We start from the raw sequence: 14490 nt of genomic DNA, 5'->3' as shown, positions 1-14490 counted from the left end.
GGCGACTACATTGCCCTTGGCGGAGCAGTAACTTTTAAAAATGCAAAGACTCCAAAAGAAGTTGCAGAGGTAGTGGACCTTGATAGACTCCTTTTAGAAACTGACTGTCCTTATATGACTCCAGTTCCTCACAGAGGCAAGAGAAATGAACCGAAATATGTTAAGCTTGTTGCAGAATATATTGCAGATCTTCGCAACATAACTGTTGAAGAACTAGTTCGCCATACTGATGAAAACACAAAGAGGTTTTTTGGAATATGAAACCGGAAAAACCTACAATAAAAGAAGCCATTGTAGTGGAGGGAAGAGATGACATAACGGCAGTTAAGGCTGCTGTCGACGCTGAGATTTATTACACGCATGGTTTTGGATTTGGAAAAAAATTAATAAACACATTAAAAGAAGTTGAGAAGCGAAATGGCCTTATAATTTTTACAGACTCAGATTATATGGGTTCACAAATTAGAGAGAGGATTGCAAAGGAAATTCCAACGGCAAAGCACGCCTACTTAGCCCAAAAAGTTTCCACAAAAAATGGAGATATTGGCGTAGAAAATGCAGCACCTGATGACATTTTAAAAGCTCTTAAGGCGGCACGCGCGACGGAATTTGAAAAATCAAGCGAATACACAATGGATGATTTAATCGAAAATAACCTTGTGAATTCAGAAGATGCGAGCAAGAGACGAGAAGAACTCTGCGAAATTTTAAAAATTGGCTATGGAAATGCAAAAAAAACTTTAAATAAATTAAACTCTTTTGGGATAACAAGAGAAGAATTCCAAGAGGCACTTAGGCAGGTGAATTCTAATAGATAGACTTTATAAGCCGAGTAGGCTAACAGAAATATTAAATAAATATGGCTTTAGATTTACAAAATCTTTGGGACAAAACTTTTTGATTGATGGAAATATTGTAAGAAAGATTGTAGATGCAGCCGAAATAAGTGAGGAAGATAATGTGCTTGAAATTGGGCCAGGTGTTGGAACTCTTACAGAGGAGCTTGCCCTGCGCGCAAAAAAAGTTGTTGCTGTTGAAATAGACGAAAAATTAAAAAAAGTACATGCTGAGACTCTGCCTTATGAAAATGTCGAAGTTGTGTATGGCGATATTTTGGAAATAGATTTAAAGGAATTTTCTAAAGAGCATTTTAATGAAGAGGCCTTTAAAGTTGTTGCAAACCTTCCTTACTATGTGACGACGCCCATAGTTGAGAAGTTAATACTTTCTAATGTGAACTTAATTTCAATAACAGTTATGGTGCAAAAGGAAGTTGCAAAGAGACTTTCAGCTGGTCCAAACAGCAAGGACTACAGTTCGCTTTCTGTATTTATTAATTACTACAGCGATAGCTTTTATAATTTTAATGTGCCAAAAACTGTATTTATGCCAAAACCAAATGTAGATTCAGCTGTCATAACTCTAAAGATGAAAGAGAATGATGACTTTGATACGGACTTTTTATTTAAAGTGACAAGGGCGGCCTTTACTACTAGGAGAAAGACCATATTAAATTCACTTTCAAATTCAAATCTGGACTTTACAAAAGATGAGTACAGGAAGGCTCTTATGCTTTCCAATATTGATCCCATGAGAAGAGCGGAATCATTAAATCTCGATGAATTTAAAGTCCTAAGTATTAATTTAAAAAGTGTGGTGTAACTATGAGAGAAGAATATATTGATAAAATAGATGAGGATTTAGAAAGAGATATTAGAGAATTTAGAGATAATGACGAATTAATCGAAATAATATCTCAAATCTTTAAATCACTTTCAGATCCGACGAGATTAAAAATACTTTATGCGCTTAGCAAGAGCGAGCTTTGTGTGTCAGACATTGCAAAGTTAATGGAGATGAGTCAATCATCAATATCTCATCAATTGGCATTTTTAAAAGCTCAAAGGCTCATTAAAGTTTCAAGAGTTGGAAGAAGAGCTTATTACTCTCTTGATGATGAGCATGTATTTAGCATTTTTAAATTCGGTATAGATCATGCAAAACATAAAATTTGAATGATTTATGAAAAAAAATATGGGTATACTAATTAATAGGAGGAATGGAAATGAGTAAAGTAAAAGTATATACAAGTAACACATGTCCTTATTGCACAATGGCAAAGGATTATTTAAAAGAAAAAGATGTAGATTTTGAAGAAAAAAACGTACAAACAGATAAAGAAGCAAGAGACGAATTAATGGCAATGGGCTACACTGGCGTACCAGTAATTTGTATTGGTGACGAAGAGATTGTAGGATTTGACAAAAAAAGAATAGATGAACTTTTAAAATAAGAAGTTAAAATGCGTTTAGACTAATTGAGTCAGAATTTTCTGGTTCATAGTTTGTATTGCATCAAAAGGCTATGAGTTTAAGTGCTCATGGCCTTTTTTTAAATATTAATGGAATGATTTTATGAGAAAACAAAGCTTTGAATGGGGTTATGTCGAGTGGGTCGCAACACTTGAAGGGCAAGTTAATATTGGAATATCGCACATAAAGGTGGGCGGTGTGCAGAAAGAGCACATCCACTACGGAAATGAGCAGTATATAAAAGTTTTAAAGGGATCTGGAAGATACACCGTAAATGATAGAGAAATAATTTTAAGTGAAGGCGACGATGTTTATTTTCCAGCAAATTCAAAACACGCAACAGTAAATCTTGGCGAGGACGAGCTAGTTGATCTGTGCGTCAGCACGCCAATTTCTATTAAATACGACAAAATTAATACTTTTGGAAATAATTCGCTAAAGTCTGCAATAAACTTTATAACAAACGAAGTTAATTTAAATAGCTTAAATTTTCCAATTATAATTTTTGATGCCAAGGGAAAAATAATTTACAAAAATTCACTTGGCAGTGGATTTAGAGATGATGAGTTAAAGGAGCATTACAAACTCTTAACTAAGTCAAAAGATTTAAAGAATAACGACATAGATGGCAAAATGATAATTTCAAAATCTGTATATCAAGGCGAATTGATGTGCACCATAACTTCTGGATATTTTCCAAGTGTTAAAAATTTCACTGAAGACCAAATTTACAAGGGCTCAATCGAATCGATGATGAATATATCGAGAGACCTTGGAAAAATTGTAGAGACTTTTTTGGATTTTAATTCGATTTCATCAAGGCTTGATAATATCAATAAAGAAATTGAGTCGAAGGGAAAAGTTATAAAAGATATTGAAGATAGGCTCGATAAAAAAAGTTCAGAAGTTTTAGATTTAAAACTTGGCAGGAACTTTTTACTTAATGCCATAAATGTGCTTGCCAATGAAGCCTCTGAAAATGAAAAACTATATGACATGATAGTTGATTTATCCTACATCATAAGATATGCAGAAGCGGATAAAAATGATTTTGAACCAATTTATTATCAGGTTCAGTTTACTAGAATTTTGGCAAGCTTTTATGCGAAGAGATATTTTAAGAATTTTATTTTTGACGCATCTATTGACGAGGACTTAGAAAAAGTAAAAGTCCCATCTAATATAATTATGCCACTAGTTGAAAATGCAATTTTGCACGGCGTATCAAAAAAAGTTAAAGATAAAATTGTAAAAATTAATATTAAAAAAGATGCGGACGGAAATTTAAATATCGAAGTGGTAAATAATGGCAACAAGTTAGACATAAATTCAACTAAGCAGATAAATAATTATATAAAATTTGGAAGAGGAAGCCTTAATATCATCTACAAGAAACTTAAAAAATATTATGGCGATGATTTTAAATTCTTTTATGAAAGCGCTGATAATATGACCAGTGCAAAGATAATAATAAGAGGAAGTTATGTATTTAATTGATGACGATTTACTTACAAAAAAGATTTTGGAAAAATTTATTAAGATGTATCCCTTTCCAATAAGCTTAAATGTAATAGATGATAATTTTAAAAATATTTTAAATACTTCTATAAGTGGAGAAATTATTTTTATCTCACTTGATTCTCAAAAATTTGACGCTTTTGATTTTATGAGTAAAAATCCAGAAAATAGTTACATACTACTTACGCAGTACGACGATTTTTATTTGGCAAAGAAGGCATTAAGATTTAGAGCTGTGGATATTTTGTTAAAGCCAATAAGATTTACTGAGCTCTTAGAGCCTTTGGAATTTGTTTTAAAAGCGAAGACCACAGGTGATAAAATAATCGACTCAATGCTTTTTGACATTGAAAAAATGTATATGCATAATCTCACAATAAAAGAATTTGCCGAAAAATTTTATATGAAGCCGTCAAACTTATCTCGCCTCTTTAAAAAGAAAGTCAAAATTAATTTTAATGATTACTTGTGGGATATAAGGTTTAAAAATTTTATCTACTATTTAAAGAATTCAGACGAAAACATAAAGAGCATAATAAATAAAGTTTACTATTCAGACGAGAGCAATTTTTATAAAAAGTTTTACCAAAGGTTTAACATGACGCCACAGGAGTATAAAAAGTTCATTCAAACTGATATATTTTAACACCTTTATGATATTTTTTAACAATATTATAGCACTTGATTGTATTAATATATTATCAAGGAGTTGATAATATGTTGAATAAAACTAAAGTAAGCGATCCGTTATTATATGAAATAGTTGGAAAAGAATTAGAAAGACAAAAGCACAATATTGAAATGATAGCTTCAGAAAGTACTGTTCCAGTTGAAATAATGGAGCTTTCAGGTTGTATTTTTACGAATAAAACTCTAGAAGGATACCCTGGCAAGAGATTCCAAGCAGGGTCTCACGTTGCAGATGAATTAGAAATTTTAGCAAATAAAAGAGGTATGGAGCTTTATGGATGCGATCACATAAACATCCAACCTTATTCAGGTTCCACAGCAAATTATGCAGTATATGCTGCAATATTAAAAAAAGACGACAAGGTTATGTCAATGAAACTTGACCAAGGTGGACACTTATCTCACGGTTCAAAGGCAAATTTCATGAGCAGATTTTTTAACTTTGAACATTATGCAATAGATAAAGACACAGAACAAATAGATTATGACGGTTTAGAAAAACAGGCGAAAGAATTTAGACCAAAATTAATTATAGCTGGAGGTTCAGCTTATCCAAGGCTTATTGATTTTGAAAGAATTGCAAAGATAGCAAAAGAAGTAGATGCCTACTTTATGGTTGATATGGCTCACATCTCAGGACTTGTTGCAGCAGAAGTTGTTCCATCACCAGTGCCATATGCAGATTTTGTAACATCATCAACTACAAAGACACTTGGTGGACCAAGAGCTGGATTTGTAATGTGCAAAAAAGAATATGCAGATAAACTCGACAAGGGAGTATTTCCTGGTTCACTCGGTTCAATGCACCTCACTACAATGGCGGCTAAGTGCTGGCTATTTGAGTATGCAAAGAGCGAAAAATTTAGAAGCATAATGAGACAAATTCCAGTTAATGCAAAACACCTTGCAAAAGAATTAGAAAATTATGGATTTAGAATTGTAAGTGGAGGAACTGACACACACATAGTTCTCGTTGATGTTAGAAACAAAAACATTACAGGAAAAGAATTTGACGACGCACTGGACTATGTGGGAATCACAGTTAATAAAAACCAAATTCCATTTGACCCTGAGGGACCAAATGTTACAAGTGGTGTTAGAATTGGTCTTACTTCAGTTACTCAAAGAGGACTAAGAGAAAAAGAAATTTCAGAAATTGCAAGCATTATGAATGAAGTTGCTGAAAATGTAAACAATAAAGAAAAGTTAGATGAGTTAAGAGAAAGAGCAGACAAATTAATCGAAGATTTTCCACTATATAGCGACGAAGATTTAAAAGAGATTATGTAATGTGGGTGATTTTATGGCAGAACTTATTAGCAAATTAAATGGCATGGTTTGGTCCATGCCCTTGGTGCTTCTAGTTTTAATTAGTGGCCTATACTTTTCAATTAGAATGAAGTTTCCACAAATAAGAAAGATGAAGACTATGATTCATTCTAGCAAAGAAAAATCCGACTCAGATAAGGGACTTAACCAGTTGCAGTCCTTTGTACTAACAGCAGCAAGAACTGTTGGAGTTGGAAATATTGCGGGAATGGCAACAGGTATTCACTTTGGTGGGCCGGGAGCTATATTTTGGCTTTGGGTTCTTGCCATAGTTGGTTCACCAATTGCCATGATTGAAGGTATAATGTCACAAACTTATAAACTTGAAGTAAATGGCGAGTTTAGAGGTGGCCCATCTTACTACATGGAAAGGGGCTTTGACAATAAAAAAGTAGGACGCGCCTTTGCACTTTTCTATTCAGTAGTTGGAGTTTTTGCAGTAACACTTCTAATGCCTGGAGTGCAAACATATAACATTGCCAAGGGAATTAATTTAGCTTTTGGCGTAGATATGGTAGTAGTTGGTGCTGTATTTAGTATTGTATTTGGTATAATAATCATAGGTGGATTAAAAAGAATTGGCAATGTGGCGCAAAGAGTTTCACCTATTATGGCAATACTTTACTTTTTAATGTCCATTGTAGTTATAATTTTTAATTTTGATAAATTTGGATCTGCAATCGCATTAATATTTAAATCAGCTTTTGGTGCTGACGCAGTGTTTGGCGGTATAATGGGTCAAGCAGTTAGCTGGGGTATCAAAAGAGGAGTATTTGCAAACGAAGTAGGAGTTGGTTCTTCTGCAATCACATCAGCAACGGCAGAAGTAAAGCACCCAGTGACACAAGGTTTTATCGGAGCACTTTCTGTATTCATGGGAACTTTCTTCGTGTGTACAACATCAGCTGTCATGATAATTATTACAGATTCATACAATGTTGTAGATAAACTTGGAAACACAATCGTTGAACATTTGCCATGCGTTGAATATGGAAATGCCTATGTAATAAATGCAGTAAACACTGTCTTTCCAGGAATTGGAGAGGCCTTTATTGCAATATCTGTTTTGTGCTTCTCATCAGTTGCCTTACTTGCATACTATTTATATGCCGAAAGTGATTTAATATTTTTAGTTGGCGAAAAGAAACTTCCTATTACAATTTTAAAAGTAGTCTTTGTCATCTCCGTATTCTTGGGAAGTATCTCATCTGTAAACACAGTGTGGGATATGGGAGATATGGCTCACGGACTAATGGCGTGGATAAATGTATTCACTTTAATCTTAATAGGAAATAAAGCTGTAAAAATTTATAAAGATTATGAAGAACAAGAAAAATTAGGAAAAACTCCAACATTTGACCCAGATAAATTGGGACTTAAAGATGTATCAGATGTTTGGAAAAATAATATAAAAGAGGATGAAAATGACTAAGATTCTCTACGCAAAAGATTATGTAGAAAAAAAGACTTTAGATTTAAAAGAAAAAATTAAAAAAATTGGTTTCTCCCCAGTGATTTCAATTATAAGAATTGGCGAAGATCCAGGAAGCTCTGCTTATGAAAGAGGAATCAAGAAAACTTCTGAAAAACTAGGTATCAGTGTAGATGTAAATTCCTACAGCTTAGATGTATCAGAAGATAAAATCTTGGGAAAAATAAAAGAGCTAAATGAAGACGAAAAAGTTGGAGGTATATTAATCTTTAGACCTCTTCCAGAAAAATTTGATGAAGAAAAAATTTCACTTGCTCTTGATCCCAAAAAAGACATTGACTGCATGAGCCCATTAAACATGGCAAAAGTTTATGCAGGAGACATTGATGGATTTATTCCGCTTGCACCAAAGGCAAGCTTTGAGCTCTTAAAACATTATGGATATGATTTAAAGGGCAAAGAGACTGTAATAATAAATCACTCAAATGTTGTGGGAAAGCCACTTGCCATGATACTATTAAAAGAACTTGCGACAGTTACAATTTGTCACATTGGCACAAAGGATTTAAGAAAACACACAAAGAACGCAGATATAATTTTTTCAGCAGTGGGCAAGGCAGAATTTTTAGATGAAACTTACTTTAACGAAGATGCCACAGTAATAGACATTGGCACTTCAAAAAATAGTGAGGGGAAATTTAGAGGAGATCTCGACGAAGAGTCTGTCGATGGAAAAATAAAAGCCTTCTCACCAGTGCCAGGTGGAATTGGAAGCATTACGAACCTACTACTTCTAGAAAATGTTATAAATTATTATTTATAATAAAACCTTTTAGTGAAATAAAAATATTTAAAGAGTCTAATTCATATTATTGTGGATTAGACTTTTTTTTAATACTATACTTGATAAATTCTTAAAAATATTACTGTAAAAGTTTTAATTATAGAAAACTTGTTGTATAATTATATGCCTAGTCTAATTTTAATTTAAGTGGTGATTTTTTGGAAATAGCAGAATATAGTTTGTTAGGTGTTGGTCTTGCAATGGATGCATTTGCTGCAGCGATTTGCAAAGGACTTTCTATTAAGAAAAATTTTATTAAAAACGGTATAATCGTAGCGCTCTTCTTTGGATTTTTTCAAGCTCTAATGCCATTTATTGGTTATAAACTGGCAGAGACTTTTGCCGAGAGCTTAAAGGCAATTGATCATTGGATTGCTTTTGTGCTTTTGGTTTTAATTGGCGTAAACATGATTAGGGAGTCGCGAGATAAAACTTGTGACATCGACAGCGGAGTGATGGACTTTAAGAGTCTATTTATGTTATCAATTGCAACTTCAATCGATGCACTTGCCGTTGGAATTTCTTTTGCCTTCCTAGACAAAAATATTTATTACGGATCAGCAACTATTGGTATAATTACATTCTTTATCTCACTAATTGGAGTAAAAATTGGCAGGAGCTTTGGAATTAAATTTAAGGACAAGGCACAAATTGCCGGTGGACTCGTACTTATATTTTTGGGAACGAAAATACTATTTGAACATTTGGGAATAATTGCATAATTGCATGAAAAGAGCCTCATAAGTTATCTTATGAGGCTTTAAATTATTTTAAAATTCCAAATTCATATCCGTTGTCTCTAAAATATTTTATGACAGATGAAAGTGCATCTGCAGTTAGCTGTTTGTTGTTCGCATCGTGCGAAAGAACTACAGCAATATTTGTCTTTTTATTTTTGTGCAAAGTTTTATTTATATATTCAACTTGACCAGCTGGCGTTGTAGGTCTGTCGGATTTTCTTTGAGCATCACCAGTTAGAGTGTTCCAGTCAATCCAATGAATTCCATTTTTTGCAAGTAGCTCATCAGACGCTTCCACATTGTTCCACGACATCTTGCCGCCAGGGTATCTAAATACGCCTGAGTGGAAACTATCTCCAAGTATTTCTCTTAGTCTCTCATTTGATTTATTTATCTCATCAAGGACTCTATCAGGATTTACTGTCCTCTCAGGATAGAGATAAGAATAATCGTGAGAGAAGGAGTGAGTCGCAATGGAGTTTCCATTTGCAAGAATTTCTCTAACAACATCTTTGTGAGTCTCGTTAATTGAGCTTCCTACTAAGAAAAATGTTGCGCGTGCATCCTCTCTTTTTAGTGTATCTAAAATTTGAGGAGTAATTTTTAAATTTGGACCGTCATCAAAAGTTAAAAATACAATTTTTTTGTCAAGGTCATTAGAGTCTGTCTCTATAAAATGAGAAATCTCTTCAGTATCGTAGGCAAATTTATCAACTTTCTTTAAGTGATTGGACCCACTTACGATAAATTCATCTTCAAATTTTCTTATTGGTTCCAACACTTGGTTTGAAAGTTCATCTGCTCCATAAAATAATCTATAGGGCCTTCTCTTGTGAGTGGCGTTTGAGTAGTACCACATAAGAGCAGGGGAATGAGTCATATTTTTTTTCTTAGAACATGAGCTGAGCTTTGAAAAAATAAGAATTATTATGAGTACAAGTAGCGATATAGAGATAATCTGACGTCTCCTCTTAATCTTTCTTGCTCGCCTTCTTCTTTGTTCTTTTCGCCTTTCCATGTTCCGACTGATATTGTTTAAATCTTTATCTGTTTCGTGCATACAAATCCTCCACTAGGTAATATACATCAGAAAAGCACGAGATTCAACAACAAAAAGATTACAATATAACTGATTACATTGTTCTATTAATTAAATACAAAATTTCTTCAAGAGTCATTTCTTTATCAGGTTCAATTTTGTCTTCTATTAAATCAAATCCTTTTGCCACGATATAATAATTTTCATAATCTTTTAAATCTTTTTGATTTTCAAAAATATCTTCTTTAAATATTTTCTTTGCTTCAGTAAATTTATTTAAGTTCTTGTAATAAACAATTGCCTTGACTGCATCTTTTTCTACAATGTTTTTGTCTTTAATCTTTTCAAGGCCTTTAATTCCATAAGCTTCGCCAAGTGAGTTTGAAGCTTCAGAATCATAGCTATCTAATAAATTTACAAATTCTAGATAAGTTACTTTGTCTTGCAAGTTTTTGTTAATAATTCCTATGCCTGCATCAGTCATATAATTAATAACATCTTTGTTTTTAGCTTTGTCCAAGTCTTCGTATTTTATCTGTTCTTTGAAGTTTATAACTTCACCAGAAATATCTCTTAGAATTTTATCTTTTCCAATTAGCGGATTTATTGAATTGATAGAGCCGTAATAAAGTTTTGGTCCTTCGTCAGTCATTTGATACTTTAGTCCAAAATCTTTTGATGCAAAATAAATGTCTGAGGCTTCTTCTGGAGTCATGTCGACATTTCTCTTGTCAAATTCAACATTTGAGAAGTCTTTAGAGAAATAATTTACGTTTTTGTCGTAATTAATTTCAACTCTAATTCCATCGTTAATTACAGGTCTTGTGTAAAGATATCTTGGAACAAATACTTCTGCATAATCATCATACATTGTGACAACCATTTTTTTGAAGTTTAGGTCATTAGTGTTTGTATATTCACGGATTAGCTCAACTGCAATTTTCTTAAGTTCTTTTTCATCTAATTTTTTAGTATTTTTAGAACTTTCAAAATTAGAAAGTGAAATTAGATCTAAATTTTTTGCATCTAAAACTACATCAGCTTGAAACTCATCTTTTACAAGTGTGATGTCATAAGTGTACATTTTGTTGTGAGTATAAGTTCCAAAGCTCTTAACCTTGTAGTCATCTCCAATTATTTCTTTAGCTACTTTTTTAGCTTCAGATTGAGGAGCAAGGTTTTTTATGCCTTGAAGTTTTTCTTTTTCAGCAGGGCTTAGATCATTTGCCTGTTTAGCTTCGTCCTTTGCTTCGGACATCGGTCTATATATATTTCTTCTATTATTCTTTTCAACTTCTCCTGTACGAGCATTTATATTTGGCATTTCTGTATAGAAAACTCTATGTGATTTGTCGCCGCGAACTACATAAGAAAGTCTAAGTGGAGATTCCTTTAAAAGAGTTTCTTTGGCTTTATCCATTCCAATTTTGTCGTCTTTTTTGAAGTTTGAATCTTTTACAAAAGAAATTGAGTTGCCATAGCTTGAGTCAGTGCTAATAAATACTATTTCATTTGTCTTTGGAGAATAAGTTACATTCATAACTTGATCGACAAATACGACACCGTTCATGCTTCTGTTGTATGAGAAGACCATCTCTCCTGTATATCTGTCAATAGAATAGTCTGTTAGTACAAATTTTTTGTCAAAATTATTTATTACTCCGTTTAAAACTTTTAGAACTGCATCTTCAGCATCTTTTTTTGATACATTATTTTCTAGAGGCATATCTTCTAAGTTTTTGCCATAAATTTTTGAGTAGCTTACTAAATCTCCATCAGAATTTACGCTCACATTAACTGAGCCTAATTTTTCATCAGACCAATCGTAATTTGTGATGTAGGCTTTTTTAGTGAGATCTTTTAAAAATTTATTTTCTGTAATATTGTCGACAGGTGTGCGGGAAATATTAAAAAATTCATAGTCATTGGATATGTTAAAAGTCTTTTTAATATTTTGAAGTTCTCCCTTTACACTTTCTTCAGAAATAGTTTGGACTTCGGCATTATCTGTAGCATTATTAGTTTTTGCAGCTGCAAGAGCTGGGTTTATCAAAGTGGCAGATAGGACACTTGCGATAACTAAGTTTTTATATTTTTTCATTAAAACACTCCTTGGGTTGGTTTTATATTTATGAATGTAAATTTTTTCATATGTAAAAAAAGGGAAGCACTAACTTCCCTTTATCTATTATGCTTCAGAACTTTCCTTGTTGTCACTGTTTAGTGCAGTGATTAGAGCGTCTGGGTCGATTCCGTGCACCATTGCAGCTTCTTCAAGTGATTCCATTTGAGAAGATGGGCACATAATGCATCCCATTCCAAAACTCATTAGTGTTCCAATTGATTCAGGTTTTTTTGAAAGTATCTCGCCTATAAGCATGTCTTTTTTAACTTCCATCTTAACACCTCCTATCATTATAATTACCCGTATAGGGGTATTTAAAACCAATTTTAATTATAAACGAAACTTGAATAATTATTAAAACTGTTGTCAGTATTTAATGATCCAAGTGAGATTTCAAATTTATTATTTGGTTCAAATCCATTATCAGATAAAACCTTTGAAATGTCAATTTCTCCATCGTAATCTATTACTTTTACATTTTCGCCTTGAGTGATTCTAATTTTTGGAGTGTAGCTAAACTTTCCAACATATTTTGGAATGTTTGGAGTTACAAGTACTACACCATCTGCTTTAATATATTCTTGTTTAGCAGATGCCTGTCCATTTGTTGCTCCAAGCACATTTGAATTAATATTTTTGAAAAAGTCATCTATAGTAAGAGTTGGCTTTTCAGATGTTTTATAGTGTGTGTCATTGTAGCTTGTTGCATAACTTGTGATTTGAAGAGTTATTTGATTATTCACAATAGGTTTTGGATCAAGCTTTTCGGATTTTAGTATAACACTTCCGCTGTCTTCGTCAAAGTCTACATAAAAACCAATTACTCTTCCAAGCTCTCTTAATTTAAAATAATTGTAACCATCAATTGTATATGATGTGAAGTTCACTTCGTAGTCATCAACGAGCACTCTGTGATTAGATTTAATTGGATCAGTTAGTGAATCAGAAAGTAGCTTTAAGTCGTCTTCTTTTTTAGTATAATCTCCGCCTCTTTCAATTTTTACAGCGCGTCTTTCTTCGTCATAGTCTACGCCAAACTCAGCCTTTGTTCCGTCAAGTAGTGCTGCAATGTCTCTTAGTTTAAAGTAATTGTTATCTCCAATGTTATAACCTTTAATTTCTTGTTTAACTCCATCGAAGATAAGATCTTGATTTGAAACTTTCGCTCCAGCAAATACAGATGTGCCAGAAAGAAGAACTAGCGATGTAGTTAAAACTGCTACAAATTTTTTCATGTTTCCTCCTAATTAATTATTAATATAATAATATATTTTGCTTTCTATCATCTATTCTATTTGAAAACACCTCCCTCGACAAGAGTAATTTTATGAAATATAATGAAAGAGGAGGGATTAGATGGAAAGTTTATTTTTGGGATTTAATATAGTTTTTCCCATATTTTTTGTGCTGGCAATTGGATACATAGCAAAAGAAAGAGGATATATTGACTCAAACTTTGTTGACAAGGGCACTTGGCTCGTATTTTATATAGCTCTTCCTTTTAAATTGTTCTACGATATAAAGAACGCAGACATAAAGTCGCTGCATCCTAAATATGTAATTTATATTTTAAGCGGAGTAATAATTGTAACAGTTATCTCTTGGATAATAGGAAAGCTAATTATAAAAGATGACAACAAAAAATTATCTGCATTCATTCACTGCTCCTATAGATCTAATTTTGTTTACGTAGGATTTCCAATTTTAGATATGATTTATAATGGCACTCAGTCCCTTGAGCACATAATTGTAATAGTTGCTTTTGGACTTACTCTATATAATATTGTTGCCATAGTAGTGCTTACTTATTATGGCGAAAGTGAAAATAAAAGAATTAATATTGTCGACATATTGATAAAAATAATAAAAAATCCTATGATAATTGGAATAATTTTGGGAAGTTTATTTAACTTTTTAAACATTCCAGTTTATTCTGGAATAGAAAGATCAATTGAGATGATTTCAAAATTATCTACACCTCTTTCTCTAATTTTAATCGGAGCAAGTTTAAAATTCGAAGGAGCATCAAAAGATTCAAGAGCTATTTTGACATCTGCACTTATAAAGACAGTTTTGTCTCCACTTGTAATGGTTCCTATTGGAATTCTTCTTGGATTTAGCAATATGGAGCTTGGAATAGCTTATGTATTTTGGGCAACTCCATGCGCAGTAAACTGTTTTGTGTTTACAAAACAAATGGACTCAGACTATCAGTTGGCATCAAAAGTAATTACATTTTCCTTTGCTCTTAGCATACTTACATTTCCAATTGGAATAAGTTTAATGAATTACTTTAATTTATTGTACTAAGTAAGTTTGTGTGTTATAATTAAAGACAATTTAATGAGTAAACCTTATTAAGAGTGGTGGAGTGAATGGGCACGATGAAACCCGGCAACCTTTTTTGGTGCCAAATCCCACAGACGCATGTCTGAAAGATGAGGTTAATATTTTTTATTTT

The 14490-nt window shown here is 32.7% G+C and carries 16 protein-coding genes and 1 riboswitch; of the genes, 12 read left to right on the top strand and 4 right to left on the bottom strand.

Annotated elements, in window-relative coordinates; genetic code table 11:
• From ACOX6R_RS01475 to ACOX6R_RS01425, 11 genes are all read left to right on the top strand, one after another.
• A partial coding sequence (locus tag ACOX6R_RS01475; protein ID WP_433446502.1) for a TatD family hydrolase occupies positions 1-261 on the top strand: 261 nt, incomplete at its 5' end.
• Entirely contained in the window at positions 258-818 is a 561-nt protein-coding gene (rnmV, locus tag ACOX6R_RS01470; protein WP_433446500.1) for a ribonuclease M5, read from the top strand. The genes ACOX6R_RS01475 and rnmV, both read left to right, overlap by 4 nt.
• Entirely contained in the window at positions 811-1662 is an 852-nt protein-coding gene (gene rsmA, locus ACOX6R_RS01465) for a 16S rRNA (adenine(1518)-N(6)/adenine(1519)-N(6))-dimethyltransferase RsmA (protein WP_433446504.1), read from the top strand. Before rnmV ends, rsmA begins: the two co-directional genes overlap by 8 nt.
• 2 nt (positions 1663-1664) lie before the next feature.
• Positions 1665-2015 carry an ArsR/SmtB family transcription factor gene (locus tag ACOX6R_RS01460; RefSeq protein WP_433446498.1) on the top strand — a complete coding sequence of 117 codons (351 nt, stop codon included), beginning with the start codon at positions 1665-1667 and terminating at the stop codon, positions 2013-2015.
• Positions 2016-2065: 50 nt separating this feature from the next.
• Entirely contained in the window at positions 2066-2293 is a 228-nt protein-coding gene (locus ACOX6R_RS01455) for a glutaredoxin family protein (protein WP_433446496.1), read from the top strand.
• A gap of 121 nt (positions 2294-2414) precedes the next feature.
• The gene (locus ACOX6R_RS01450) at positions 2415-3809 is read left to right on the top strand and encodes a cupin domain-containing protein (RefSeq protein WP_433446494.1); all 1395 of its coding nucleotides are present in this window, start codon (positions 2415-2417) and stop codon (positions 3807-3809) included.
• Positions 3796-4476 carry a helix-turn-helix domain-containing protein gene (locus ACOX6R_RS01445; protein WP_433446492.1) on the top strand — a complete coding sequence of 227 codons (681 nt, stop codon included), beginning with the start codon at positions 3796-3798 and terminating at the stop codon, positions 4474-4476. Before ACOX6R_RS01450 ends, ACOX6R_RS01445 begins: the two co-directional genes overlap by 14 nt.
• A 71-nt stretch (positions 4477-4547) precedes the next feature.
• Positions 4548-5810, top strand: a complete 1263-nt coding sequence (gene glyA / locus ACOX6R_RS01440) for a serine hydroxymethyltransferase (protein ID WP_433446490.1) — start codon at positions 4548-4550, stop codon at positions 5808-5810.
• A 13-nt stretch (positions 5811-5823) separates the two neighbouring features.
• On the top strand, positions 5824-7281 hold the full coding sequence (locus tag ACOX6R_RS01435) for an alanine/glycine:cation symporter family protein (RefSeq protein ID WP_433446488.1): 1458 nt from the start codon (positions 5824-5826) through the stop codon (positions 7279-7281).
• Positions 7274-8104 carry a bifunctional 5,10-methylenetetrahydrofolate dehydrogenase/5,10-methenyltetrahydrofolate cyclohydrolase gene (locus ACOX6R_RS01430; protein WP_433446486.1) on the top strand — a complete coding sequence of 277 codons (831 nt, stop codon included), beginning with the start codon at positions 7274-7276 and terminating at the stop codon, positions 8102-8104. The genes ACOX6R_RS01435 and ACOX6R_RS01430 overlap by 8 nt, the downstream gene beginning before the upstream one ends.
• A 179-nt stretch (positions 8105-8283) precedes the next feature.
• Positions 8284-8847: a manganese efflux pump MntP gene (locus ACOX6R_RS01425; RefSeq protein ID WP_433446484.1), complete on the top strand. Its 564-nt coding sequence runs from the start codon at positions 8284-8286 to the stop codon at positions 8845-8847.
• Between the two features lie 43 nt (positions 8848-8890).
• On the opposite strand, the gene ACOX6R_RS01420 is transcribed toward ACOX6R_RS01425, so the two are convergent.
• The 4 genes from ACOX6R_RS01420 to ACOX6R_RS01405 all read right to left on the bottom strand — a co-directional run bounded on the left by ACOX6R_RS01420 (position 8891) and on the right by ACOX6R_RS01405 (position 13264).
• The gene (locus tag ACOX6R_RS01420) at positions 8891-9925 is read right to left on the bottom strand and encodes a polysaccharide deacetylase family protein (protein WP_433446482.1); all 1035 of its coding nucleotides are present in this window, start codon (positions 9923-9925) and stop codon (positions 8891-8893) included.
• Positions 9926-9998: 73 nt separating this feature from the next.
• Positions 9999-12005 (bottom strand): YcdB/YcdC domain-containing protein, encoded by a 2007-nt coding sequence (locus tag ACOX6R_RS01415; protein WP_433446480.1) that lies wholly within the window; start codon positions 12003-12005, stop codon positions 9999-10001.
• Between the two features lie 87 nt (positions 12006-12092).
• Positions 12093-12302, bottom strand: coding sequence for a DUF1858 domain-containing protein (locus ACOX6R_RS01410; protein WP_433446478.1), 210 nt, complete (start codon positions 12300-12302; stop codon positions 12093-12095).
• A gap of 53 nt (positions 12303-12355) precedes the next feature.
• Entirely contained in the window at positions 12356-13264 is a 909-nt protein-coding gene (locus ACOX6R_RS01405) for a hypothetical protein (protein WP_433446476.1), read from the bottom strand.
• A 121-nt stretch (positions 13265-13385) separates the two neighbouring features.
• On the opposite strand from ACOX6R_RS01405, the gene ACOX6R_RS01400 reads away from it, so the two are divergent.
• Positions 13386-14339: an AEC family transporter gene (locus tag ACOX6R_RS01400; protein ID WP_433446474.1), complete on the top strand. Its 954-nt coding sequence runs from the start codon at positions 13386-13388 to the stop codon at positions 14337-14339.
• Between the two features lie 41 nt (positions 14340-14380).
• A riboswitch (SAM riboswitch) is annotated at positions 14381-14474 on the top strand.
• The last annotated feature ends 16 nt before the right edge of the window (positions 14475-14490 follow it).

The organism is Peptoniphilus sp. (assembly GCF_050943655.1).
GTDB lineage: Bacteria > Bacillota > Clostridia > Tissierellales > Peptoniphilaceae > Peptoniphilus_A.
Note: the sequence above shows the minus strand (reverse complement) of the source record. Positions and strands in the feature narration are given on the sequence as shown.

Coding starts and splice junctions, on each gene's coding strand:
- rnmV (WP_433446500.1), top strand. CDS start 258: ATGAAACCGGAAAAACCTACAATAAAAGAAGCCATTGTAGTGGAGGGA.
- ACOX6R_RS01460 (WP_433446498.1), top strand. CDS start 1,665: ATGAGAGAAGAATATATTGATAAAATAGATGAGGATTTAGAAAGAGAT.
- ACOX6R_RS01455 (WP_433446496.1), top strand. CDS start 2,066: ATGAGTAAAGTAAAAGTATATACAAGTAACACATGTCCTTATTGCACA.
- ACOX6R_RS01450 (WP_433446494.1), top strand. CDS start 2,415: ATGAGAAAACAAAGCTTTGAATGGGGTTATGTCGAGTGGGTCGCAACA.
- ACOX6R_RS01445 (WP_433446492.1), top strand. CDS start 3,796: ATGTATTTAATTGATGACGATTTACTTACAAAAAAGATTTTGGAAAAA.
- glyA (WP_433446490.1), top strand. CDS start 4,548: ATGTTGAATAAAACTAAAGTAAGCGATCCGTTATTATATGAAATAGTT.
- ACOX6R_RS01435 (WP_433446488.1), top strand. CDS start 5,824: ATGGCAGAACTTATTAGCAAATTAAATGGCATGGTTTGGTCCATGCCC.
- ACOX6R_RS01430 (WP_433446486.1), top strand. CDS start 7,274: ATGACTAAGATTCTCTACGCAAAAGATTATGTAGAAAAAAAGACTTTA.
- ACOX6R_RS01420 (WP_433446482.1), bottom strand. CDS start 9,925: ATGCACGAAACAGATAAAGATTTAAACAATATCAGTCGGAACATGGAA.
- ACOX6R_RS01415 (WP_433446480.1), bottom strand. CDS start 12,005: ATGAAAAAATATAAAAACTTAGTTATCGCAAGTGTCCTATCTGCCACT.
- ACOX6R_RS01410 (WP_433446478.1), bottom strand. CDS start 12,302: ATGGAAGTTAAAAAAGACATGCTTATAGGCGAGATACTTTCAAAAAAA.
- ACOX6R_RS01405 (WP_433446476.1), bottom strand. CDS start 13,264: ATGAAAAAATTTGTAGCAGTTTTAACTACATCGCTAGTTCTTCTTTCT.
- ACOX6R_RS01400 (WP_433446474.1), top strand. CDS start 13,386: ATGGAAAGTTTATTTTTGGGATTTAATATAGTTTTTCCCATATTTTTT.